The organism is Methylobacterium sp. FW306-05-D (genome assembly GCF_058782155.1).
In genome coordinates this window covers 1-22,577 of the sequence record NZ_JBYSXL010000005.1, presented here as the reverse complement: position 1 = coordinate 22,577, position 22,577 = coordinate 1, and the positions used below count along the sequence as shown (strand labels likewise).

General features: G+C 68.4%; 24 protein-coding genes. 10 read left to right on the top strand and 14 right to left on the bottom strand.

Translation table 11 applies throughout. The features are described 5' to 3' along the window. Positions 1-9: 9 nt before the first annotated feature. The 5 genes from AC3WLN_RS03500 to fliL form a co-directional block, all read right to left on the bottom strand. Positions 10-672, bottom strand: a complete 663-nt coding sequence (locus AC3WLN_RS03500) for an invasion associated locus B family protein (protein ID WP_492479568.1) — start codon at positions 670-672, stop codon at positions 10-12. Between the two features lie 120 nt (positions 673-792). Next, entirely contained in the window at positions 793-1,611 is an 819-nt protein-coding gene (locus AC3WLN_RS03495; protein ID WP_492479566.1) for a MotE family protein, read from the bottom strand. Continuing rightward, a complete protein-coding gene (locus AC3WLN_RS03490) occupies positions 1,608-2,132 on the bottom strand; it encodes a DUF6468 domain-containing protein (RefSeq protein WP_492479564.1) in 525 nt (174 codons plus the stop codon). Before AC3WLN_RS03490 ends, AC3WLN_RS03495 begins: the two co-directional genes overlap by 4 nt. Positions 2,133-2,143: 11 nt before the next feature. Beyond that, positions 2,144-3,361, bottom strand: a complete 1,218-nt coding sequence (gene fliM, locus AC3WLN_RS03485) for a flagellar motor switch protein FliM (RefSeq protein WP_055951326.1) — start codon at positions 3,359-3,361, stop codon at positions 2,144-2,146. A 56-nt stretch (positions 3,362-3,417) separates the two neighbouring features. Continuing rightward, a complete protein-coding gene (fliL, locus tag AC3WLN_RS03480) occupies positions 3,418-3,921 on the bottom strand; it encodes a flagellar basal body-associated protein FliL (protein ID WP_492479561.1) in 504 nt (167 codons plus the stop codon). A gap of 285 nt (positions 3,922-4,206) precedes the next feature. Here fliL and flgF point away from each other — a divergent pair, with 285 nt between their 5' ends. From flgF to flgH, 4 genes are read left to right on the top strand one after another with little or no spacing between them, the layout of a single operon-like run. Then, complete coding sequence (flgF, locus tag AC3WLN_RS03475) at positions 4,207-4,947, top strand: flagellar basal-body rod protein FlgF (protein WP_463780183.1); 741 nt, start codon at positions 4,207-4,209, stop codon at positions 4,945-4,947. Between the two features lie 12 nt (positions 4,948-4,959). After that, a complete protein-coding gene (gene flgG / locus AC3WLN_RS03470; RefSeq protein ID WP_055951334.1) occupies positions 4,960-5,751 on the top strand; it encodes a flagellar basal-body rod protein FlgG in 792 nt (263 codons plus the stop codon). A gap of 14 nt (positions 5,752-5,765) precedes the next feature. Then, positions 5,766-6,830 (top strand): flagellar basal body P-ring formation chaperone FlgA, encoded by a 1,065-nt coding sequence (flgA, locus tag AC3WLN_RS03465; protein WP_492479559.1) that lies wholly within the window; start codon positions 5,766-5,768, stop codon positions 6,828-6,830. Between the two features lie 47 nt (positions 6,831-6,877). Then, a complete protein-coding gene (flgH, locus tag AC3WLN_RS03460) occupies positions 6,878-7,624 on the top strand; it encodes a flagellar basal body L-ring protein FlgH (RefSeq protein ID WP_463780191.1) in 747 nt (248 codons plus the stop codon). 53 nt (positions 7,625-7,677) lie between these two features. Here the strand turns inward: flgH and dksA are convergent, their stop codons facing one another. After that, positions 7,678-8,097 (bottom strand): RNA polymerase-binding protein DksA, encoded by a 420-nt coding sequence (dksA, locus tag AC3WLN_RS03455; RefSeq protein ID WP_055951344.1) that lies wholly within the window; start codon positions 8,095-8,097, stop codon positions 7,678-7,680. Positions 8,098-8,677: 580 nt separating this feature from the next. Between dksA and AC3WLN_RS03450 the strand changes: the two genes are divergently transcribed. Next, positions 8,678-9,220 (top strand): YciE/YciF ferroxidase family protein, encoded by a 543-nt coding sequence (locus tag AC3WLN_RS03450; protein WP_492479556.1) that lies wholly within the window; start codon positions 8,678-8,680, stop codon positions 9,218-9,220. Positions 9,221-9,252: 32 nt separating this feature from the next. Here AC3WLN_RS03450 and AC3WLN_RS03445 read toward each other — a convergent pair whose 3' ends face one another. Further along, on the bottom strand, positions 9,253-9,678 hold the full coding sequence (locus tag AC3WLN_RS03445; RefSeq protein ID WP_492479554.1) for a flagellar assembly protein FliX: 426 nt from the start codon (positions 9,676-9,678) through the stop codon (positions 9,253-9,255). Positions 9,679-9,985: 307 nt separating this feature from the next. Here AC3WLN_RS03445 and AC3WLN_RS03440 point away from each other — a divergent pair, with 307 nt between their 5' ends. From AC3WLN_RS03440 to AC3WLN_RS03430, 3 genes are read left to right on the top strand one after another with little or no spacing between them, the layout of a single operon-like run. Next, positions 9,986-11,059 carry a flagellar basal body P-ring protein FlgI gene (locus AC3WLN_RS03440; protein WP_492479692.1) on the top strand — a complete coding sequence of 358 codons (1,074 nt, stop codon included), beginning with the start codon at positions 9,986-9,988 and terminating at the stop codon, positions 11,057-11,059. Positions 11,060-11,104: 45 nt separating this feature from the next. Beyond that, a complete protein-coding gene (locus AC3WLN_RS03435) occupies positions 11,105-11,482 on the top strand; it encodes a rod-binding protein (RefSeq protein ID WP_492479552.1) in 378 nt (125 codons plus the stop codon). Then, positions 11,466-11,954, top strand: coding sequence for a hypothetical protein (locus tag AC3WLN_RS03430; RefSeq protein ID WP_492479550.1), 489 nt, complete (start codon positions 11,466-11,468; stop codon positions 11,952-11,954). Before AC3WLN_RS03435 ends, AC3WLN_RS03430 begins: the two co-directional genes overlap by 17 nt. Positions 11,955-12,011: 57 nt before the next feature. On the opposite strand, the gene AC3WLN_RS03425 is transcribed toward AC3WLN_RS03430, so the two are convergent. The 4 genes from AC3WLN_RS03425 to AC3WLN_RS03410 all read right to left on the bottom strand — a co-directional run bounded on the left by AC3WLN_RS03425 (position 12,012) and on the right by AC3WLN_RS03410 (position 17,603). Then, on the bottom strand, positions 12,012-12,335 hold the full coding sequence (locus tag AC3WLN_RS03425; RefSeq protein ID WP_492479548.1) for a porin: 324 nt from the start codon (positions 12,333-12,335) through the stop codon (positions 12,012-12,014). Between the two features lie 77 nt (positions 12,336-12,412). Further along, positions 12,413-14,230 carry a hypothetical protein gene (locus AC3WLN_RS03420; RefSeq protein WP_492479547.1) on the bottom strand — a complete coding sequence of 606 codons (1,818 nt, stop codon included), beginning with the start codon at positions 14,228-14,230 and terminating at the stop codon, positions 12,413-12,415. A gap of 57 nt (positions 14,231-14,287) precedes the next feature. Then, positions 14,288-16,165, bottom strand: coding sequence for a flagellar hook-associated protein FlgK (flgK, locus tag AC3WLN_RS03415; protein ID WP_492479545.1), 1,878 nt, complete (start codon positions 16,163-16,165; stop codon positions 14,288-14,290). A 46-nt stretch (positions 16,166-16,211) separates the two neighbouring features. Beyond that, the gene (locus AC3WLN_RS03410; RefSeq protein WP_492479543.1) at positions 16,212-17,603 is read right to left on the bottom strand and encodes a flagellar hook protein FlgE; all 1,392 of its coding nucleotides are present in this window, start codon (positions 17,601-17,603) and stop codon (positions 16,212-16,214) included. Between the two features lie 252 nt (positions 17,604-17,855). On the opposite strand from AC3WLN_RS03410, the gene AC3WLN_RS03405 reads away from it, so the two are divergent. Both AC3WLN_RS03405 and AC3WLN_RS03400 read left to right on the top strand, forming a co-directional pair. Beyond that, on the top strand, positions 17,856-18,323 hold the full coding sequence (locus AC3WLN_RS03405) for a BLUF domain-containing protein (RefSeq protein ID WP_463780222.1): 468 nt from the start codon (positions 17,856-17,858) through the stop codon (positions 18,321-18,323). A 55-nt stretch (positions 18,324-18,378) separates the two neighbouring features. Then, complete coding sequence (locus AC3WLN_RS03400; RefSeq protein ID WP_492479541.1) at positions 18,379-18,831, top strand: response regulator; 453 nt, start codon at positions 18,379-18,381, stop codon at positions 18,829-18,831. A 278-nt stretch (positions 18,832-19,109) separates the two neighbouring features. Here AC3WLN_RS03400 and AC3WLN_RS03395 read toward each other — a convergent pair whose 3' ends face one another. The 3 genes from AC3WLN_RS03395 to AC3WLN_RS03385 form a co-directional block, all read right to left on the bottom strand. Continuing rightward, positions 19,110-19,901, bottom strand: coding sequence for a DUF2189 domain-containing protein (locus AC3WLN_RS03395; protein WP_492479539.1), 792 nt, complete (start codon positions 19,899-19,901; stop codon positions 19,110-19,112). Positions 19,902-20,137: 236 nt separating this feature from the next. Further along, entirely contained in the window at positions 20,138-21,757 is a 1,620-nt protein-coding gene (locus AC3WLN_RS03390) for a peptide chain release factor 3 (RefSeq protein ID WP_492479537.1), read from the bottom strand. Between the two features lie 102 nt (positions 21,758-21,859). Beyond that, positions 21,860-22,577, bottom strand: a 718-nt coding sequence (locus AC3WLN_RS03385; RefSeq protein ID WP_492479536.1) for an SDR family oxidoreductase, incomplete at its 5' end; no start/stop codon positions are given.

Here is a 22,577-nt window from a genome sequence, read left to right as displayed (position 1 = left end):
CGCGAAGGCTCAGCTCGTCAGGGCGATGGCGCGGGCGAGCGCATTGGCGAACCCGTCGAGCGGCACCGTGATGGTGACCGGGTCCTTGGCCTCCGGCTTCGTGCCGGACACCAGCAGGTTCTTGGCGGTCTTCATCGTGTCGGTCGCCAGGGTGGGCAGGCTGACCGGGACGAGGCAGCCCTCCTGGCTGCAGGACAGATAGGGCGCCCCCTTGCCGAGCACGGCGTCGTCGAGCTTGAACGAGATGCCGGGCTCGATGGCGAGGCCGAGCGGCATCAGGATGAACCCCTGCGCGCGGCCGTCGCTCGGCGGCCGGATCTCCAGGGCGAATTCTCGACGGCCCTTGGCGCCCTGCGCCTGCATGATCGCGCACTCGGCCTTCGCCTCGGGCTTGGCCTCCTTGGCGCAGGTCACGGTCCAGTCGCCGTAGACCTCGCTGAGCGAGGTCGCGCCCGCAGGCCAAATGGCGGCCGGTGCCGGGGTGGCTGCTGCCGGGGTGGGTGCCGCAGGCTTGGCGGCCGCCGGCTTCGGCGGTGCGGGCTTGCGCGGCTTCGGCTTGGCCGGTGCCTCCACGGCGGCCGGCTCCTCGGCATCCTGCGCGCAGGCGGGCGCCGTCGCGAGCAGTGCAAGGCCCGTAGCGGCGAGGAATCGAATCAGGCTGGTGGACGGCACGTGCTTGGCTCCCCGAAATCCGTATGGCGGGGACCTGACCCGCCCGGGATGCCTGCCCCTAGTCGCGCGCGGCCGAACGCGCAATGGAGGGCCGCACAACCCGGTGGACGAGCGTTCGCGTCAGCGCCGCGGCGCGGGCTGCATCGGCGCGTCGATCGCCGGCAACTCGTTGGGACCGAGGCCGGCCGCGACCGTGGCGGATGGGCCGCCGCCCTGGCCCCGGGCCCGGTTGGCGAGCGCGACGGTCAGCTTCTCGGCGGGCTCGGACTGCATCAGCGCCAGAACCTCGGCCATCTTGCGGGGATTCATCGCCAGGACGATGGGCACCAGCACGTCGAGGGTGAGCCGGTCGAACACCCGCGCGGCGTCCTTCGGCTTCATGGTCTCGTACATGGTGACGATGTTCTTCAACGCGGTCCGCTCGGCTTCCGCGCGCTGAGACCCGCTGCCATCGGCCTTGTCTTCGCCCTGCTTCAGGGTGTCGACGCCCTCCTCGAGCTTGCGCTCGGCGGTGCCGAGGAGCTGCTCGCGCAGATCCAGCGCTTCGCTGCGCTGCTTCAGGGTGTCCCGGCGGGCGGCGAGTCGCTCCAGGATCGCACGCTCGGAGGCCGGCATCGGCTCCGGCGGAGGCGGCGGGCGGGGCACCGGCTTCTCGGGTTCCGGCGCCGGCTTCTCGGGTTCCTTCGGCGTCACCGAACCGGTGGTCGATGGGTCGGCGGGCTCGTAGTTGCTGCGGGCCTTGGCGAGCACGCGCGCGAATTCCGGCAGCGGCGCCCCGGGCGGCGGAGCGGTCTCCTCGACCGCGATCGCGGCGACCTTCAGCACCAGAAGTCCGGCCGCAGCCAGGGTCACGGCATCGATCAGGCGCAGCTTCAGCGGCCGGGTTTGACGAAACCGGACGAAGGTGCCCGGCCGCTTCGCGGGCGTCGGCTTCGTCACGCGGCCTTGCTCCGCAGGCGGCCGAGGGCGCGCTCGGACATGGCGAGGGCGGCCGCGGCGGCCACGCCGAGGCGCTCGCCGTTGGGGCTCGCCGCCGCGGACGGCGCGACGCGGACGGGCGGGACCACCCGCTCGAGATCGCGCGGCTCCGGAGCCGGCGCCGGGCTCGCCGCACGGGCGATCTCGCGGGCGGGGGTGGCCTGGGCGACGATGGAGGCGATACGGGCGATCACCGTCTCACCGGCCTCGACATGGGCCGCCAGATCGGTGGCGTAGCGCTCGGCGGTGCCGAGGCGGTCGGCCAGGGTCCGGTCGCACTCGTCGAGGGTGGCGCGCAGGCCGACGATGGCCCGCTCGGCGGTGGAACTCGCCATGACGAGATCGCCGATGGTCTGGCGCAGGGCCGCCTCGTCGGCCTTCAGCTTGGTGATGCGGCCGCTCAGCCGCATCGAGGAGACGATGCTGGCGACGAGCAGGACGGCGACGAGGACATCGGCGAGAAGGGTGACGAGAAGGCTCATGGCTGGTCGCGTCACCCGTCGTTGCGGTTGTTCATGGAGGCCTCGAAGGCCTGGAGCGTGGTGCGCGACCGGCGCAGGGGCCGGGTGAGCTGCACCGCGATGTTGTCGTCGATCCGGCCGATCCGTCCCTGGGTCAGGGCCCAGTCGCCGCAGCGGACCGCGATGAGATCCGATGGCTTGGTATCGAACATCAGGGTGTCGCCGACCTTGAGCGACAGCACCTTCTTGAGCGGCAGCATCATCTCGTGCAGCACCGCTTCCATGGTCGCGTCGGCCTGCCAGATCTCGGTGGCGAGGTGGCTTTCCCAGACGTGGTCTCGGCCGAGCTTCTCGCCCATGAAGCTCTGCATGAGCAGTTCACGGATCGGCTCGATGGTGGCGTAGGGAAACAGGATCTGCAGCAGGCCGCCGCGCCCGTCCATGTCGAGCTTGAGGCTGATCAGGATGGCGGCGTTGGCGGGTCGGGTGATGGTGGCGAAGCGCGGGTTCGTCTCGATCCGGTCGATGGCGAAGCGCACCGGCGAGAGCGGCTGGAACGAGAGCTCGAGATCCGTGAGGATGATCTCCACGAGCCGCCGCACCAGCTGCATCTCGATGGTGGTGAAGGGGCGCCCGTCGAGACGGGTCGACGAGCCGCCGCGCTTGCCCCCGAGGAGTAGGTCGAGGGTCGAGTAGGCGAGGTTGGATTCGACGGTGACGAGGCCGGAATTCTCCCAGGCATCGGCCCGGAAGACGCCGAGCAGGGTCGGCAGCGGGATTGCGTTGAGGTAGTCGCCGAAGCGCACCGAGGTGATGTTGTCGAGGGTCACCTCGACGTTGTCCTGGAAGAAGTTGCGCAGGCTGGTCGACAACAACCGGATCATCCGGTCGAAGACGATTTCCAGCATCGGCAGGCGTTCGTACTGGACGACGCCGGAATCGACGATGGCGCGGACGCCGCCGGCCCCGGAGGCCGAGAGCTCGCGCAGGGAGAAACCCAGGACGCCGTCGATCTCGTCCTGGTTCAGGATGCGGTCGTTGCCGGCGAGCTCGGGGAGGTTGTCGGTCTCCCCATCCTCGATCATCGTCGCCCACTCGGCGGCGACGTCGCTGGCATGGGTGGTGGTGCCCTGCTCGGCCAGGGCGGCGCCCCATTCGTCGGCGAGCGAGGCTTCGCCGCCCTCGCCGTTCTGGGCGATGAGTGCGGCGGCCCAATCGTCCTCGTCGATCTCGTCTTCCGGTCCGGCCATCAGACTCTCGTCACCTGCGATACATCATGAACATCCCGGCGTGAGGCGGCGGCCCTCTACTGGATCACCACGTCCTTGAACAGGACCGCCTCCGCCCGTGCCGGGTGGATGGCGACGTTGACCCGGCGCAGCAATTCCTCGCGCATGCGATAGATGCCGGCCGAACCGGCGAGGTCGCTCGCGCGCAGCTCGCGCAGGTAGACCTGGAAGGCGTCCTCGATGCGCGGCATCAGAGGCTTCACCTCGCCTTCGACCTTGGCGTCCTTGAGTTCGATCGCGACCTTGATCTTGGCGAAGCGCGTCCGGTCCTGGCCCGGTTCGTTGGCGAGATTGACCATCATCTCGCGGACATCGAGGAACACGACCGGCTTCTTGACCTCGGCGGCGGCCTCGGCATGCCCGTCGGCGGCCTTCTTCTTTACGAAGAAGAAACCGCCGCCGCCGGCGAGGGCCAGCACCACGGCGGCGATGATGACGAGCTTCTTCTTGCCGGCCTTCGGGGCTTCGCCCTCGGCCCCCTCCTCACCCTCGGCGGCGGCCTTCTTCGGCTTCTTGGCCATCGGTGGACCTCGGGGCTTTTCGGTGGAGTGAGCGACGGCCGCTCGACGGTGTCGACACCATCGGACGTCGGCACTCAGAGAGGTATCGGGCGAACAAGGTTAACGCGTCGTTAAGGCGGCAAAAGCTGCCGGGTCAGACTTGCCGCGCGGGCAGGACCGGCAAGCGCTGCCTGGGGACGCTGTCGTGCCTAAGTCTCTCAACAAAATTGATAATTCTAGGAACATCGGAGTGGCACGGGCCGTGCGGATGTCGGGGTGTCGTCGCGTGTCGGGGCTGAGAGTGTCATGCAGAACGCATTGTTCGTGGGGGTTTCGAGCCAGGTCGCGCTTCAGCGTGAACTGGACGTCATCGCCAACAACATGGCCAACATCTCCACCAACGGCTTCAAGGGCCGCAACAGCCGCTTCCAGGAGTACCTGATGCCGGTGGCGAGTGCGGATTCATTCCAGAAGCCGGACCGGCGCGTCTCCTACGTGATCGACCAGGGCACCGCCCTCGACCTGGCCCAGGGGCCGATCGAGCAGACCGGCAATCCGCTGCACGTGGCCGTGCGCGGCGAAGCCTTCCTGGTGGTGCGTACGCCCAGCGGCGATCGCTACACCCGCAACGGCGCCTTCGAGACCGATGCCCAGGGCACCCTAGTGACCAGCGACGGCTACCCGGTTCAGGGCGAGGCCGGCCCGATCCAGATCGGCCAGCAGGAGACCGGCGTCTCGATCGGCCCCGACGGGACGGTCTCGACCAACCTCGGCATCCGCGGGCGCGTCCGCCTCGTGACCTTTCCCAATCCGCAGACCCTGACCAACGAGGGCGCGAACCTATACGCCTCCGCCACGCCGCCCCAGGCCGCCGGCCTCGCCGGGCGGGTGGAGGCCGGCGCCCTCGAACGCTCCAACGTGAAGCCGGTCCTCGAGATGACCCGGCTCATGGACGTGAACCGCACCTACACCATGGTCTCGGGCGTGATCTCGCGCCTCGACGACCTGCGCGGCACGGCGATCCGCCGTCTCGCTGACGTCGCGTAAGGATTTCCGCAGATGCGTGCCCTCTACGCCGCCGCCACCGGCATGGCGGCCCAGGAACTCAACGTCCAGGTCATCTCGAACAACATCGCGAACCTGCGCACCACCGGCTACAAGCGCCAGCAGCCGCATTTCCAGGATCTGCTCTACCAGAACCTGCGCCGGGCCGGCTCCTCGACCTCCGATCAGAACACGCAGCTCCCCGCCGGCCTCGCCATCGGATCGGGCGTGAAGACGACGTCGACCGCCCGCGTGATGTCGCAGGGAACGCTGACGAGCACCGAGAAGGAATACGACGTCGCCATCCGGGGCGAGGGCCTGTTCCGGGTGACGCTGCCGGACGGGCGCACCGCCTATACCCGCGACGGCTCGTTCGATCTCTCGGCCCAGGGCCAGCTCGTCACCCGCGACGGCTATCTCGTCGATCCCGGCGTCACGGTGCCGAACAACGCCACCTCCGTGACCATCAGCGCCCAGGGTGCGGTCCAGGCCACCGTACCGGGGCAGACGGCGCCCCAGGCCCTCGGCCAGTTCCAGCTTGCCCGCTTCGTCAACAAGGTCGGCCTCGAATCCATCGGCGACAACCTGTTCATCGAGACCGCCGGATCGGGGCCGGCCATCAACGGTCTCCCGGGCTCGGAGGGCTTCGGCAACCTCCAGCAGAGCTACCTCGAGGAGGCGAACGTCAACGCCGTCACCGAGATCTCGTCGCTGATCGCGGCGCAGCGCGCCTACGAGATGAACTCCAAGGTGGTGACCGCCGCCGACCAGATGCTCTCTACCACCTCCCAGATGTTCCGCAGCTGATCGAGGTCATGACCATGCACGCCCTCCGACAGATCACTTCCCGCCGCCGGACCCAGGCCGCTACCCTGAGCGTCGCCATCGTGGGCCGGACCCTGCTGGCCGTCCTGGCCTTCTCCATCCTCACATTTCAGGTCCTGGCGCAGGAAGTCCGCCCCGGTGCCGCGACTCTGCGCCTGCGCGGCGACGTCACCGCCCGCGGCGACGTCCTCACCCTCGGCGACCTCGTCGAAGGGGTCGCGCCCGAAGCGGCTCAGCGCGCGCTGTTCCGCGCGCCGGCCCTCGGGGCGACCGGCACGATCCAGGCGCGACGCATCGCCGATGCGGTCGCCGGCCTCGGGCTCGGGCCGGTGGAGACCGGCGGCCGGATACAGGTCTCCGTTCAGCGCGCCGCGCGCCGCGTGACCCAGCCGGAGATCGAGGCCGCCCTGAAGCGCGCCCTGGAATCCGGCTACGGCGTCGATGGGCGCAACCTCGCCATCCGGCTCGACGGCGAGGCCCCGACCCTGCTGGCGCCCCTGGAGCTGAACGGACAGGCGGTCGCCCTCGACCTCAGCTACGACCCGCGTTCGCGCCGGATCGCCGGGCTGATCACCCTGGGTGAGCGCCAGGCCTCGCTCCGGGTCTCGGGCCAGGTGGTGGAGATCCGGGAGGTCGCCATCCTCGGCCGCAGCCTGAATCGCGGCGAGACGATCAACGCCGCCGACCTCACTCTGGAGCGCCGCCCCCGCGAGGCGACGCCGTCGGACGCGCAGGGGGCGATCGGCGATCTTGCCGGCCAAGTGGCGCAGCGCGGTCTCAGCGCCGGCGCGATCCTGCGCTCGGGCGATCTCGCGCCGCCGGACCTCGTGGCGCGGGGCGAGGCCGTGACCATCGTGTTCGATTCTCCCGGCCTCAACCTCTCCCTGAGGGGCCAGGCCAACGAGAGCGGCCGCCTCGGCGCCATGATCACCGTCACCAACCCCGTCTCGAAGAAGATCCTCTCCGCCACCGTCACCGGACCGGGGCGCGTCTCCGTCGGCCCCGCGCCCCTGGTGCGCCAGGCCAGCGCCGCCCTCGACGGCCCCGCGCTGCAGCGCTGATCCGCCCCGTCCGCGTCCCCTTCCGGTCTGCCAAAGGTTCGGTCCCGATGACCCACCGCGTCTCTCCCGCCCTCGCCGTCGCGCTGCTCTGCACCGGCCTCGGCGCCTGCAACACCGTCGATCGCCTGTCCCAGATCGGTGCGACGCCGGCGCTGTCGGCCATCGAGGACCCGACCGCCCAGGCCGGCTACAAGCCGGTGCGCCTGCCGATGCCGGAGATCCAGCCGGTCTCCTACGCCCCGAACTCACTCTGGCGGACCGGCTCGCGCGCTTTCTTCAAGGATCAGCGGGCCGCCCGGATCGGTGACCTCGTCACCGTGAAGGTGAACGTCACCGACAAGGCGAACCTCAACAACGAGACCAAGCGCTCGCGCTCGAACGCCGAGGGCTTCGGCCTGCCCAACGCCTTCGGCCTGGAGAGCAGCAAGGGCCTCACGGAGGCGGGCATCAGCGCCGACAAGCTCCTCAACGCCACCTCGACCACGTCGAGCGACGGCGCCGGGTCGGTTCAGCGCAACGAAACCGTGACCACCAGCGTCGCGGCCATCGTCACGCAGATCCTGCCGAACGGAAACCTCGTGGTGGAGGGCAAGCAGGAGATCCGCATCAACTTCGAGGTGCGCGAACTCATCGTCGCCGGCGTGGTCCGGCCCGAGGACATCGAATCCGACAATACGATCGACTCGAGCAAGATCGCCCAGGCCCGGATCGCCTATGGCGGACGCGGTCAGATCACCGACGTGCAGCAGCCGCGCTATGGCCAGCAGCTGGTCGACGTCCTGCTGCCGTTCTGAGGTTGGGGAGGGCGGGTCCGAGCCCCGAGGGTCACGCCTCGGGGCCGGTCTTCTCAGTCGTCGCGGTAGACGCGCTCGCGGCGCTCGTGGCGCTCCTGCGCTTCCAGGGACAGGGTCGCGATCGGGCGGGCATCCAGGCGCTTGAGCGAGATCGGTTCGCCGGTCTCCTCGCAGTAGCCGTACGATCCGTCCTCCAGCCGCGCCAGGGCCGCATCGATCTTGCCGGTGAGCTTGCGCTGCCGGTCGCGCGCCCGAAGCTCGATCGCCCGGTCGGTCTCCGAGGAGGCCCGATCGGCGAGATCGGGATGATTTTCATTCTCGGTCTGTAAGGCGACCAGCGTATCCTGAGCTTCACGCAGAATATCAGACTTCCAACCGAGCAGTTTGCGACGGAAATACTCCCGCTGCCGATCATTCATGAACGGCTCGCTCTCACTCGGTACGTACCCGTCCTCGATCGTGACCTTCGCCATTCGCGCCTCTTGCAGCCGGTCCGCGGCGATCATTTTGCGTGGCTATAATGCAGGGGGCAGGCCACGACAACGCATCGTGAACACTGCGCACCGCAATCCTCTCGGATGTTTTGCGCGCTGCGGCAAACACGCAACGGCTGTAAAGGGGCCTTCGGAGGCTGTGCGCCGCAACACAGTTCGGGCTTTGTCACCCAATCCCTATCCTGCGGTAAAGTGCATGCAGCCGAGCGTTAGGCGACGGACCGGTGTCGTCCCTCGGCCCGACCCGGCTCCCATCGCACGCAACTCCGTGGAGCCGGTCACGTCGAGTGCGGCGGAAATGCAAGCACGCACCATTTCCCGAATAGGCGGTTGCGAAATTCTAAATAGGACTTCCATGATTCTTTTCGACGGAATCGATCGAGTCTAATTTTCTTCGAGTTCGACCATCAAGACTTGTCCGCTCCAGGGTTTTTAGGAACCCGCCGCGGTTCGTGTGGTTCTCACGAGGCGCCGACCGCTCGATCCTTCGGGATCGCCGACTCGCTCTCCCTCGCGGTCGCGCCCCTTTCACATCGTTTCCACTCGGGAGACCACCCCCATGGCAGCCAAGACCAAGACCCTGCACGACGCGTTCTACGAGACGCTCAAGGACGTCTATTACGCCGAGAAGCAATCCGTGCGCGCCCTGAAGAAGTCGGCCAAGGCGGCCGAGCACGAGGAACTGCGCAGCGCGTTCGAGACCCATGCGGAGGAAAGCGCCGAGCAGGTCGAGCGCCTGCAGCAGGTGTTCGAGATCATCGGCAAGCCGGCTCGCGCCAAGACCTGCGAGGCGATGCAGGGGATCACCTCCGAGATGGAGGAGGATCTCGAGGACTTCGCCGACAGCCCCGCCGCCGACGCGGTGCTTGCCGCCTGCGCCCAGGCCGTCGAGCATTACGAGATCGCCCGTTACGGCACCCTGAAGACCTGGGCGCGCCAGCTCGGCTACGAGGACGCCGCCAAGCTGCTGGAGCAGACCCTCGAGGAGGAAAAGAAGACCGACGCGCTGCTGAGCGAGATCGCCGAGCGGATCAACACCGAGGGCAGCGAGGCCGCCGAGGAGGCGGATGCGGCGCCGCGCGGCAAGGTGAAGAAGGGCTGAGGCCGGCCTGAGCCCGGTTCGTCTCCCGCGCCTCAGGCGGCGCGGGCGGCGGAGAGCTTCGCGAGCTCGACCGCGGCCCGCAACTCGATCTCGGCGATCAGGGCGTCGAGGCGCGGATCCCCGCTGGTGCCGCTGCGGTCGGCCAGGCGCGCGGCGATGGCCTGCAATTCGCCGGTCGAGACGCGGCCCATGATCAGGGACGCCTTGAGCCGGTCGAGCCCGTCGAGCAGGTCGTTGCCGCGTCGGGTCGAGCGGCGCCGGCGCTCCTCCGGCGTATCGCTGTTGCTCTGGAGCGTCAGGATCGCATCGAGACCGGCCAGAGAGGTCGCCGCCGTGGTGCCCGCGCCGTTGGTGCTCGCCGCCGGTGTGGCGACGGCGAAGGCGGGAGCGCCTTCGCTCCGGCGCGGCCCCGCGCTCGGACCGGTGCTGGCAGTGACGAAGCGGGTGTCGACGCGCATGAGGTGAAACCGATCGGGGCGGAGATCCGCCCGGCCCCGGCAGAATCGGGCAGCCGTGGTTAACCACGCGTAAACGACCCGGCAGAACGTGCCGGGTGGGCACGAAGCGTCCGTGCCACGTGAGCGGCCAAGCCCGGCGCAATCGAAAAAGATCGTTCAAAAACAAAGAATTGGCGAAAGCATCCGCTTGGCATGGTCCTGGCAGACTGCCGAGGACCTTCCCGCCGCAAAGTGCGCCATGACCGACACTCCGAACGGCCCCACGCGAATCCGGCACCTCGCCCTCTGCATCCTGGCAGGGTGGGCGATGCTGGTCGGCCAGGCGGCCCCTGCCCTTGCCCTGTCGCGGGTCAAGGACCTCGCCAGCGTCGAGGGCGTGCGCCAGAACCAGCTCGTGGGTTATGGCATCGTGGTCGGCCTCAACGGCACCGGCGACACCCTGAACAACATCCCGTTCACGAAGCAGTCCCTGCAGGCGATGCTGGAACGCCTCGGCGTGAACACCCGCGGCGCCACTATGCGCACCCAGAACCTCGCGGCCGTGATGGTGACGGCGAGCCTGCCGCCCTTCGCCACCCAGGGCAACCGCATCGACATCACCGTCTCCTCCCTCGGCGATGCGAAGTCGCTCCAGGGCGGCACCCTGCTGGTGACCCCGCTGCTCGGCGCCGACGGCGAGGTCTATGCCCTGGCGCAGGGTTCGGTCGCCATCGCGGGCTTCTCGGCCGAGGGCGACGCCGCCAAGATCACCCGCGGCGTTCCCACCAACGGGCGCGTGCCGAACGGTGCGATGATCGAGCGCGAGATGGCGTTCAAGATGAACGACATGCGGTCGCTGCGCCTGTCCCTTCGCAACCCGGACTTCACCACCTCGAAGCGCATCGCGGCGGCGATCAACGACTTCATGGGCGCCGACACTGCCGAGCCGACCGACCCGGCCACGGTGACGCTCCAGATCCCCGCCAAGTACAGCGGCAATATGATCCGCCTCGTCACCGAGATCGAGCAGCTCAAGGTCGAGCCCGACCAGACCGCGCGGGTCATCGTCGACGAGCGCTCGGGCATCATCGTCATGGGCCGCGACGTGCGGGTGTCCACGGTGGCGATCGCCCAGGGCAACCTGACGGTGACCATCACCGAGCAGCCGCAGGTGAGCCAGCCGGCCCCGTTCTCCAACGGCGCCACCACGGTGGTGCCGCGCACCGGCGTCAAGGTCGATACCGGCGACGGCAACAAGCTCGCCCTGGTCAAGGAGGGCGTGACCCTGCGCGAGCTGGTCGACGGACTGAACGCCCTCGGCATCGGCCCGCGCGACCTCATCTCGATCCTTCAGGCGATCAAGGCCGCCGGTGCCCTCCAGGCCGATATCGAGGTGATGTGATGACCGCCTCCACCCTTTCCCTCCCCCAGTCGGAGAGCTGATCCCATGCTGTTCGCACCCCTCGCTGCCAGCGCCGCCCTCGGGGTTGGCAAGGCCATCGTCGGCGATATCGCCAAGACCGTGCAGGGCGCGGTCGGTTCCAACGCCGGCTCCGCGGCGAAATCCGCAGCCGAGGCCAAGGCGAAGAAGGCCTCGACCGATTTCGAATCCATGTTTCTGGAGCAGTCCCTCGACCGCCTCTCGCAATCCGAGGGCACCGACGGCCCGCTCGGCGAGAACGGCACGGGCGGCGGCGTCTACCGGTCGATGCTCACCAAGGAATATGCCGGCCAGATCGTGAAGAGCGGCGGCGTCGGCATCGCCGATCAGGTCTTCCGCGAGATGATGAAGATGCAGGAGGGCACCGGTGCAAAGGTCAGCTGACGCCCAGCCGCTCCGCGTGTCCGACCGGGCCGGGGCGACGGCCCTGGTCGCTGGGGTGATCGCAAGCCTCGAGGCCCTCGAATCCGTGATGGCGCGCGAGAGCGACCATGTCCGGGTCGGCCGCCTGCGGGAGGGTCTCGCCGATACCGAGCGGAAATCCGCCCTGGCGGCCGCCTATTTCCAGGGGCTCGAGGCCACCAAGGCCAACGCCATCGCCCTCGCGCGCTTCGCGCCGGAGGGGATCGCAACCCTTAAGGCCGCCCATGCCCGCTTCACCCAGGCCCTGGAGACCAACCAGGCGGTGCTGGCGACGGCCCGGACCGTGTCAGAAGGGCTCGTGAAGACCCTGGCCGACGAGATCGGTCGCTCCCGAACCCCGACCGTCTACGGCCGCCCGTCTCAGGCACCGTCCCCCTACGCCCGCAGCGGAACTGCGCAGAGCCAGCCGCTGATCCTGTCGCGCAGCCTCTGAAGGGGATCGCCGGTCTGAAGAGAACCGGTATACCAAGAGAGCGGTCCAGGCGGAGGGTCAGGGCCGCCCGTGACCCATGCGCACGAAGGCGCGCACTGGCCCGAACTCGGATTCGCTGCGGGTGTCGATGGACAACTGTCCAGCGGTGACGGGGGCGGCGGCGTGGCTGCCGACATCGATGCCGCCCACCGCGCGGCCGCTCAGACGGATGCAGGTGGGCGAACCCGGGACGCGGACGAAGCCGGCGCCCTGCTTCGGGCAGGGCAGCAGTTTCTCGCCCTGCATCTGGGGCTGAGGCCGCTCCACAGCGCCGGCCTGACTCGCGAGGCCCGACACGGCGATCACGGCTACGGCCTGTCCGGTGCACATCCTGCGAATCATGGCCGGGCTCCCGCGTTCGAACCGGGTCTCGGCTTAATCGATCCCGACCGCTGGACCAACGCCCGCAACCGCGCCGCTCAGCTGAGATAATTCACCAGATTGAGCTTCGAGAGCATCGAGGTGACCTGATAGCTTGCCTGGAGCTGCGTCTGGAGTTGCAGCAACTGGGCGGTCACGCTCTCGGCCGAGATGTTCTCGACCCCGTCGAGCGATCCCTGCAGAGCTGCACGGCTGGTCCTGTTGTCCGTTTTCGTCTCGGAGAGCGTGCTGGCGGCGAGGCTGAGATCGCTGGAGATGCCGGGCACGCCGCCCGTCGTGCTGTTCGCGGTGAGGAGGGTGCGGGCGTGATCGGCGACGGCGCTGAAACGCTGAGCCTCCGGTGTCCCACTGACGGCGGTCGTCCCGGGATCCGCCGCGACCATGGCGAGCCCGGCGAGCACGGCGCGGATCGGGGCCTCGTTCGCCTGGACGCCGATGCTCAGGACCCGGTTCGCGCTGATCTGCGCCGTCGCCGTGCCGCGGGGATCGGATGAGGTGTCGTCGCCCGTATACCAGATCACGGTCTTGGTGCTGGCCGCTTCGGCGTAACCAGTCGCTTCGCCATTGACGAAGGTGATACGTCGCGGGGCGAGGCCTGCGGATTGCGACCCTGCGAAGAAGTCTTGCGATGCCCGCGAGGCCGAACTCGCAGCGAGGCTGGTGGAGGCAGCCCCCTTGAGGGCGTTGGTCACGGCGTTCGAGAGACTGTTCGCGATCGCCTCAGGGGTGCCTGCCAGGGAGAACTCCGTGGTGGAGGCGGGATCGGCGCTGGCTCTGGCCGTCAGGGTGAGTGTCTGGGTGGTGCCGTCGCGCAGGGCGACGCTCACCGTCACGGTGTCGCCCGCCACCGGCATTCCCTTCACGTTGAGGTCGAGGGTTGCGGGAGTCCCCGTCCCGAAGTCGGCCTGCACCCCGAGGCTCGTAGGCCCTTGGATGCTCGCGACCTTGGCGGTGTTGAACCGGGTGTTGAGGTAGTCCTGCGCCTCGGTCGCCGTGGCGAAGACCGGCATGGTGTCGAGGTCGCCCGTCGGCGATGTCGCCGTCGCGGTGAGATCGATCAAGCTCTGCGTTCCGTCCGGCTGATTGACCGCAATTCGGAGCCGATCCCCCTCCGCCGGCGGCTTCGTCAGGGTGAAGGTCACCGGTGGAGTGGTCGCGATCTTGGTGTCGTTCGCCAGGATCGCCGCCGGGTTGGAGCTCGTGGCCGAGAGCAGCCGGAACCCGAAATTGGCGCGCGCCTCGGTTCCGGCGGGACCGGTGCCGTCCTCGCCGATCGTCACGGTCCGAGCAGGCGTTCCGGTCACGGTGGCGCTGACGCGGCCCGTCCCCGTGCCGAGATCGGCCGTCTTCTGTTCCGCGATGAGGGTCTTCAGCCCGTCGAGGTCCTTGGCGACGTCGCCGTTCAGGATCGTGTCGACGGCGACGACCGGCGGCGAATCGGTCGCGCGGCCGCCGAAGATGTACTGTCCCCCGAGGTCGACATTCAGGGCGTCGACCGCCGCATCGAGGCTGTTGCGCGCGACCTGCGGCGTATTGGCGATCGTCGAGTAGTTGCTGGCCGTCAGCGAGCGCCTGAGCCCGTCGCCGAGGGTGTTGATCTGGGTCACGCTGGCGTTGGCGAGGGTGACGCGCGTGGTGGCGGTCGTGATCGCCGCGTCGTAGCCGTCGAGGGCGCTGAGCGCGGCGTGCGCGCTGAGGCTGGTCGTCCGCCCGGCGCCGAGGCCGCCATAGGTCGGCGCGACCTTGCCGCTGGAGAGCTGGTTCGTGAGCGTGTCGAGGCGGCCCTTCAATCCGACGAGGTTGGCCGTGTTGCGGTCGCTCAGATAGGTGCTGGCATTGAAGGGAGCGATGCTCATCGGTGCCTCGGAAGTGTCGGGGATCCCGGTCGGGCTCGGCGCATGGCGGGCGCGTCCTTAGATCCGCAGAAGGGTGTCGAGGAGGTCGCGGGCGGCCGTGAGCACCCGCGCGTTGGCGCTGTAGGCGGTCTGGAGCTGCACGAGCTTCGACATCTCCTCGTCGATGCTCACGCCCGAGACGGAGGCGACCCGGGCCTGCGCGGTGGCCAGCGCGATGCCCTGGCCCTCGTCGAGGTCCTGCGCTGAGGCGGCCCCCGCCCCCTGCGCGTCGATGATGCGCTGCGCGAAATCCTGCACGCTCGCCGAGTAGGGTGCGGCGACGCCGCCGATGCCGCTCGCGGCTCCGAAGGTCCGGTTCGCGCCGGTGAGGGCCTGGTAGAGGTACTGCGGCCGCGACGCGTCGGAAGCCAGGGTCTTGGCCGAGACGTTCACGAGGTTGGCGGTGTTGCCGACCACTGCCGGGTTCACGCTGATGCGTTGCGCGAAGCCCGTCAACTGCGAGCCGCCGTCGAAGGAGCCGGTGTAGAGCGTCCCCTTCTTGTTCCCGTCGAGGAAGAGCGGGATCTGTGTCAGGCCGCTCTGGACATCGTCCGGGCCGTCGAGTTGCGTGACGCTGGCGCTGATGCCGAGAAGCGTCGGAGCCCCCTGCGCGGGCTTGACGGAGATGCGCAGTCCGCCCTCCCCGGCGCTGGGCTGATTGGCGACGCTGAATTCCGGGCCGAGTGCCGTCTCGAGGGCGGCCCGGAGGTCCGTCGTATCCGTCACCTGGATCAGGCTGACGTTGGTCGTCGTGGGATCGTCCCGATCGGACGGGTCGACGGTCGGTGCCGTTGCGGAGCTGTAGGGGATCAGGACCCGGTTGAACGAGGCGCCGTTCGCGTCCTTGAGGGTCACCGTGATGACGTTTCCGGCCTTCAGTCCGGCGAGATCGATATCCAGGACTCCCGTGGTGTCGTTGGCGGGCCGGGTCCCGACGGCGGCGCGATCCGACAGGGAGCGCGAGAGGCCGGCCGCGAGTTCGTCGAGCTGCCGCTGCGCCTGCGGCAGGACCGTGTCGCGCAGCTCGATCCCCGCCGCGAGCGAGCCCGAGCGGATCGCCTTGGCGGCGATGAGGTCGATCTTGGAGCCGCCGGGCGTGGTCGCGGTGATCGTCCCGACCCCGCGCGTCGCCGCGTTCTCGCTGTATTCCGCATCCGGCGTCAGGGTGCCGCGTCCGTCGAAGCTGAGGATGGCCGCCGCACCGCGGTCGACCAGGGTCATGCCCGAGGTCGTGATGACCGAGACGGTGCCGTCCCGCTGGTCGACGGTCTGGATGTCGAGGTAGGCGGATAGGCCGGTCACGGCCTGATCGCGCTGGTCGAGCAGGCTGGCGCGGGCGCCCTCCTCCGTGGTGCCGGTGATCTGCGTGTTCAGCTTGGCGATCGAGGCGAGATACGCGCTCGCCTTGGCGGTATCGCCGCCGAGCTGGCTCTCGGTCGCCGAGCGCAGGTCCTGCACGCCCTGCGCGATGGAGCCGATGGTGGAGGCCAGGTTCGCGGCCTTCGACACCACCGTGGCACGGGCCGGTGCCGAGGTCGGGTCGCTGGCGAGGGCTTGTAGCGACTGCGCGAAATCATTCATCACGCCGTCGAGGGCGGTGGACGTGCCGGGCGTCCCGTAGAGCTGGTCGAGCTGCGTCCGGACCGCCGAGAGGAAGCCCGTATAGGCGCCGCCGGAGGTCTCCATCCGCAGCTGCTTGAGCGAGGCCGCATCGAGGGCCCGGCCGATCGTGCCCACCGCCACGCCGGAATTGCCGACGCCCGTCGAGACGGTGTCGAGGGTGCGCTTCGTATACCCGACGGTGCCGACATTGCCGATGTTCTGCGAGACGACCCCGATCGCGGCCTGGGTCGCCTTCAGCCCGGCGGAGGCTGTGTTGATGGCGTTGAAGCTCACGAAGCCCCTCCCCTCGGTGTCGAATCGCGTGCGGCGTCAGGCTTCCTCAGCGGATGATGTTGATCAGCGCCGACATCATGTCCTGCGCGGTCGAAATGACCTTCGTGTTGGCGGAATACGCCTGTTGCGTTACGATCATCTTAGAGAATTCGCTCGCGATGTCGGTATTGGACTGCTCCACGTTGCTGCCGACGACGGTGGTGCCGTTCAGGCCGACCAGGGCGGTGCCGGACTCGAGGGTCTGCTGGTAGGTGCCGTTCGAGTTCGCCTTCAGGCCGTCGGAATTGGTGAACTGGACCACCTTGATGTTGGCCAGTGCGATCGTGTTGCCGTTGCTGTAGGTGCCCGAGACCTTGCCGTCCGTAGTGATGCTGAGGCCGTTCAGCGTCCCCGAGGTGTAGCCGTCCTGGGTCAGCGTGTTGGTCGTCACCGTGCCGGCTGCCGCGGTGAAGGCGGTCAGGCCGCCGCTGCCGTAGCTGAGCTGGATATTGCCGAGATTGACGCCGTCCACGGTCAGGGCCGGGATGGTCACGGCGCTCGCGGCGGGTGACGTCAATTGTCCGCTGCTGTTGAATTGGAACGCGGTGCCGGCATTGGTCCAGGCGGTCGCGGTGCTCGTGACCGTGCTCTGATTGGCGTAGAACAGGTTCCAGACGTCGTTGGTGCCGGCATTCGCGTTGCCGTTCTGCACCTTCGCCCAGCGGGTCTGCACCCCGACGGGGCCGCCGCTCGCCGTATAGGCGGTCAGCGATGGGCCGGCGACACTGCCGTTGATGAAGCTCGACGCATCGGCGGCCGAGACCGTCGCACTGCCGGTGCCGGAGAGGATCGCGGGATTGGCGCCGGAGGCCAGGGTGCCGAGGAGCTCGGAGCCGGGCACGTTCGCCTTCGCATTGGTGGTGGCGGGCGTCTTGGGCAGGTTGGCCGAGTAGGTGATGGTCGAGGTCGGGTGGGCCGGCAGAATCGAGTTCGAGACCCGGATCGGGCCCTCGCTCGTCGCCTGTCCGGTGACGGGATCGAGGCTGGTCCCCTTCAGGAAGGAGCCCCCGCCGTTGACGAGATAGCCGTCCTTGTCGAGGGCGAAGTCGCCCCGTCGCGTGTAGGAATCGCCGGTGGCGAAGCTCGCCTGGCCGTTGGCGTCGCCGGACTTGGAGGTGACGGCGAAGAAACCCTCGCCGTTCAAGGCCATGTTCGTGCCGATGTCGGTGGCGTTCAGGCTGCCCTGCACGGTCGTGGTCTGGCGCGAATTGGCCGCGACCGTCCCGGCGACCTGCCGGCTCGGCGTCTGCTGCTCCGCCACGAGGTCGACGAAGTTCGTGTCGACCCGCTTGAAGCCGGTCGTCTGCGAATTGGCGATGTTGCCCGAGATGTTGTCCAGGGAGAACGACTGCGCCTTCAGGCCCGAGACGGCCGTCTGCATCGCGGTGAAGACATCCATGGCCGAAAACCTTGCGTCACGGTGGCGGTGCCGGCGCGTCTGCGCACAGGCTTCGGCTCAATTGAGCAACAGCCGTGCCATCGGCAAGTACCTGAAAACGCAAGATCTTCTGGATCGTGCGCCCGGCAGGAAGCGCCGCTTCCGTCGAAAACCGGCAGCTTTTGCCGGGTCGGTCCGCGCGGGCTGGGTCGTTTACGTAGCGTTATCGTCGTTCCGCCTATGGTCCCGGTATCAAGGTGTTGGATCGCGATCATGAGAGCCAAACGGTCGACCCTCGTCCATCTGATCTACTTTTCGCGATTGACCCTCGCGGCGGATGCGCCCACGCGCACCCGGCAGATCGGCGAGATCACGCGGCAGGCGCAGAAGAAGAACGAATTCTCGGTGATCACCAGCTTCCTGGTCATCGAGCAGAACTTCGCCGCTCAGGTCATTGAGGGTGAACGCGCTTCGGTCAGCGAGACCTTCGCGCGCATCAGCAACGATTCGCGGCATCGCGACGTGCAGATCGTCGAGTGGCGCGAGATCGTGAAGCGCGAGTTCGTGAATTCCTTCACCACGGGAATTCGGAGCCCGCTGAACGACGCGACTTTCCAGAAGGCGAACCTGCTCCCGATGTTCCAGCGCGGAACCCCCAAGGGCATGGCGATCCACGCCCTCGCGGCGACACTCCAGGCTGAATCGATGACGAAACAGGGCATCGACCATCTCTTCGTCTGAGCCTGCTGTTGCGTGGCGCGCCGTCGTCGCCCCGTCCTCGAACGCGTGAAAATCCATGAGCGATACGCCCGCGATCCTCATCGTCGATGACCAGGAGAAGTTGCTGAAGCTGGTCATCCTGCTGATGAACCGGCTCGGCTTTCCCGATGTCGAGGGTGTGACCGACGCGGTCACGGCCCTCGAACGGCTGCGTCAGAAGCGCTATTCGCTCGTGATCTCGGACCTCGACATGGAGCCGATGGACGGCCTCTCGTTCCTGCGCGAGATCCGGGCGGACGATGCCCTCATGAACACCCCCTTCCTGCTGACCGAGGCGTCGTTCGACTTCGAGGACATCAATCTCGCCCACCAGGCCGGCGCCGATGCCTTCATCCTGAAGCCCTTCGACATGTCGGTGCTGAAGGCCAAGCTGAAGCAGGTCATCAATCGCAAGCCGCGCCGGCGCGAGGCGCCGCTGGCCACCGAATCGGCCCTGAGCATCGACTTCCCGATGCTAGGCAAGTTCTGAACCGCCTCCTCTCGCGGCGAATGGTCGCCGGACCGGCGATGAGCTTCCGGACCCATGCAGGCCGTCGCGCAGGCACCTGTCCCCGCCCGTGAGGTCGCTCGCCGCCACCGCCGTCATGCCCGGCGCCGCCGAAATCCCGCTCCGACCGGCGTGGTCGCCCTGCTTCGGTGGTGGTGGAGGAGAGATCTGAATCGGGGCACGGCGGGCCGGTACCAGGCGCTCGCCCAGGCGCAGCTCACGCCGGACCAGAGGGGTCCCCGCTCCGGACCGGGATCTCGTCAGGCGGGGATGATCCGCCTGTAGAGATGCCAGGTCGCGTGACCGAGAATCGGCATCACCACCGCGAGCCCGACGAAGAGCGGCAGGGAACCGAGAATCAGCAGACCGGCGACGACGAAGCCCCAGGCCGTCAGGGTTCGCGGATTGCGCCGGAAGGCGGCCAGCGACGTCTCGATCGCGGTCAGCATGCCGACGTCCCGGTCCACCAGCATCGGCACCGAGACCACGCTGATCGCAAGCACAACGAGAGAAAACGCGAAGCCGACGAGATTTCCGATGACGATCAGGGCCCAGCCGCGCGGCGTCGTCAGGACATCCTCGGCGAAGGCGAAAATCGACTCCGGCACGCTCGTTCCGTACAGCGCCCAGTAGATTCCCTGCGCCGCCACGAGCCAGCAGGCGAAAACCGCCGCCAGCACCAGCCCGAGCCCGGCGAGCGCGCCTGCTGCCGGCCGGGTCAGGTTGGCGAAGGCGTAGGCCCAGTCGGTGGACAGGCCCTGCTCGCGGCGCCGGCTCAGCTCGTAGAGGCCGATCGCCGCGAAGGGGCCGATCAGGGCGAAGCCCGCCGCCAGCGGGAAGACCAGAGGCAGGACCTCGGTGCCGAAGGCGACGGTCGCGAGCACGATGCCGATGAGGGGGTAGATCAGCCCGATGAACAGGGCATGGGTCGGCATCGCCAGGAAGTCGTCGACGCCGCGGCGCAAGGCCGTGGAGAGATCGTGCCCATCGATGGCGTTCACCGCCGGACGGGCCATACTGTGGCTGAAATGATGGACGGGAAGGGTCGTCATGGCGCAAGCCCTCACGCGGCGTGAAGCTCACGACGTCGACGCCCAAGCCCGTTCCGACAAGTCCCGGCCGCTCCGGCAACGCTTGCCGCGCATGCTCGTGCGTGATGGCGCCGAGAGCGAATAGTCTCGACGCTAATCCCTTTCGGTGGCCCTGTCTTCAGCTATGCAGCGTGGCTGACAGATATTTTCAGAGACTGTCTTGTGCGACGCGAAAGCTTGACGTCGGAGGGCTGGGATCAGGCTGCCCGTTTCTGATAGTCTTTGATGTCGCTGAAGCGGACCTCCGGCGCCCGCTCCTCCTCGTAGCGCAGGGAGAACGCCGTGGTTGCCATGAAGACCGGGGCGCCGTCGAGGTCGCTCGCCATGGCCGAGCCGTGGCTGCCGATGAACTTGTCGAGCTCTGTTTCCTTCTCGGCGGTGATCCAGCGGCAGATCGAGAACCGGGTCGGCTCGTAGTCGATCGGCAGGCCGTACTCGGCCTGCAGGCGCTCCTTGAGCACGTCGAGCTGCAGGGCGCCCACGACGCCGACGATGGCCTGGGAGCCGTCATGTGGCCGGAAGACCTGCACGACGCCCTCCTCGCCCATCTGCTGCAGGGCCTCCTTCAGCTTCTTGGCCTTCATGGCGTCGGTGAGCTTGATCCGGCGCAGGATCTCCGGCGCGAAGCTCGGCACGCCGCGGAACACGATCTCCTCGCCCTCCGTCAGGGTGTCGCCGATGCGCAGCGTGCCGTGGTTCGGGATTCCGACGACGTCGCCCGCGAAGGCCTCGTCCGCGATGGCCCGGTCCTGGGCGAAGAAGAATTGCGGTGCCGAGAGTGACATCGGCTTGCCCGTGCGCACCAGCTTGGCCTTCATGCCCCGGTTCAGCCGCCCGGAGCAGACCCGCATGAAGGCGATGCGGTCCCGGTGATTCGGGTCCATGTTCGCCTGGATCTTGAAGACGAAGCCGGTCATCTTCGGCTCGGTCGGTTCCACGAGGCGCTTGTCGGCATCCTGGCCGCGCGGCGGCGGCGCGAAGCGGGCGAGCCCGTCGATGAGGTCGCGCACGCCGAAATTGCGCAGGGCCGAGCCGAAGAACACCGGCGTGAGATGCCCCTCGCGGAAGGCCGCGAGGTCGAAGCGCTTCAGGCCGGTCTCGGCGAGTTCCGCCTCCTCGCGCCAGGTCGCCGCCTCGCCGTCCTCGGTGAGCAGTTGGTCGAAGAGCGGGTCGTTCACGCCCGTCACCGCCACGGTGCCGGCGTCGTCGGCGGCATCCAGGCGGCGCACCCGGCCGTTGCCGAGGTCGTAGGTGCCGGCGAAGCTCCGGCCGCGGCCGATCGGCCAGGTCACCGGTGCCACGTCGAGGGCCAGCACCTTCTCGATCTCATCGAGGAGCTCGAAGGGGTCGCGCGCCTCGCGGTCGAGCTTGTTGATGAATGTCACGATGGGGATGTCGCGCAGGCGGCAGACCTCGAACAGCTTGCGGGTGCGCGCCTCGATGCCCTTGGCCGCGTCGATCACCATCACGGCCGAATCGACCGCCGTCAGGGTGCGGTAGGTGTCCTCGGAGAAGTCCTCGTGGCCCGGGGTGTCGAGGAGGTTGAAGACGCAGTCGCCGTACTCGAAGGTCATCACCGAGGTGACCACGGAGATGCCGCGCTCCTTCTCGATGCCCATCCAGTCCGAGCGGGTCGACACCCGGTTGCGCTTGGCCTTGACCTCGCCGGCGAGCTGGATCGCGCCGCCGAACAGCAGCAGCTTCTCGGTCAGCGTGGTCTTGCCGGCATCCGGGTGCGAGATGATCGCGAAGGTGCGGCGACGGGCGACGGGGTCGGCCTTCGCCTCCGGCGGCTTGATCTCAGACTGCATCAGCATGGCGGGCAAATATTTCCGGGTCCGCGCCTGGCGGCTTTGCGTTCGCGACGGGTAAGCGACGAAGGGCTGTTCTGTAGGCGTTTCGGGCGCGATGCGCAAAACTCAGCCGCGTCCGAGATAGGGCATGGCGGTGGCGACCACGGTGAGGAACTGGACGTTGGCCGAGAGCGGTAGGCTTGCCATGTAGACCACAGCGTCGGCCACGTGCCGCGCATCCATCACGGGCTCGGGGCGGATGCTGCCATCCGCCTGCCGGGCGCCCTTGGCGATGCCGGCCGTCATCTCCGTCTCGGCATTGCCGACGTCGATCTGCCCGCAGGCGATGTCGTAGGGACGGCCGTCCAGGGAAGTCGCCTTGGTCAGTCCGGTGATCGCGTGCTTGGTGGCCGCGTAGGGGGCCGAGTGCGGCCGCGGCGCCTGCGCGGCGATGGAGCCGTTGTTGATGATGCGCCCGCCGCGCGGATCCTGCGCCTTCATCATCCGGAAGGCGCCCTGCGTGCACAGGAACGCACCGGTGAGGTTCACGTCGACCGAGCGCCGCCAGTCCTCGAGGGCGACCGCGTCGATCGCCGCCGCAGGCGTGAACACGCCCGCGTTGTTGAACAGGAGGTCGAGCCGCCCGAACCGCTCGGCGACCCGGGCGAACAGCCGCGCCACCGAGTCCGCATCCGCCACGTCGGTCTCCACGGCTTCCGCTGTAACACCCGCAGCCCCGGCCAGCCCGGCCACCGCCTCGAGGGGCGCGAGGCGCCGCCCCGCCAGAACGATGTCATAGCCCGCCGCGGCGAGCGCCAGGGCGACGCCCCGCCCGATCCCCGAC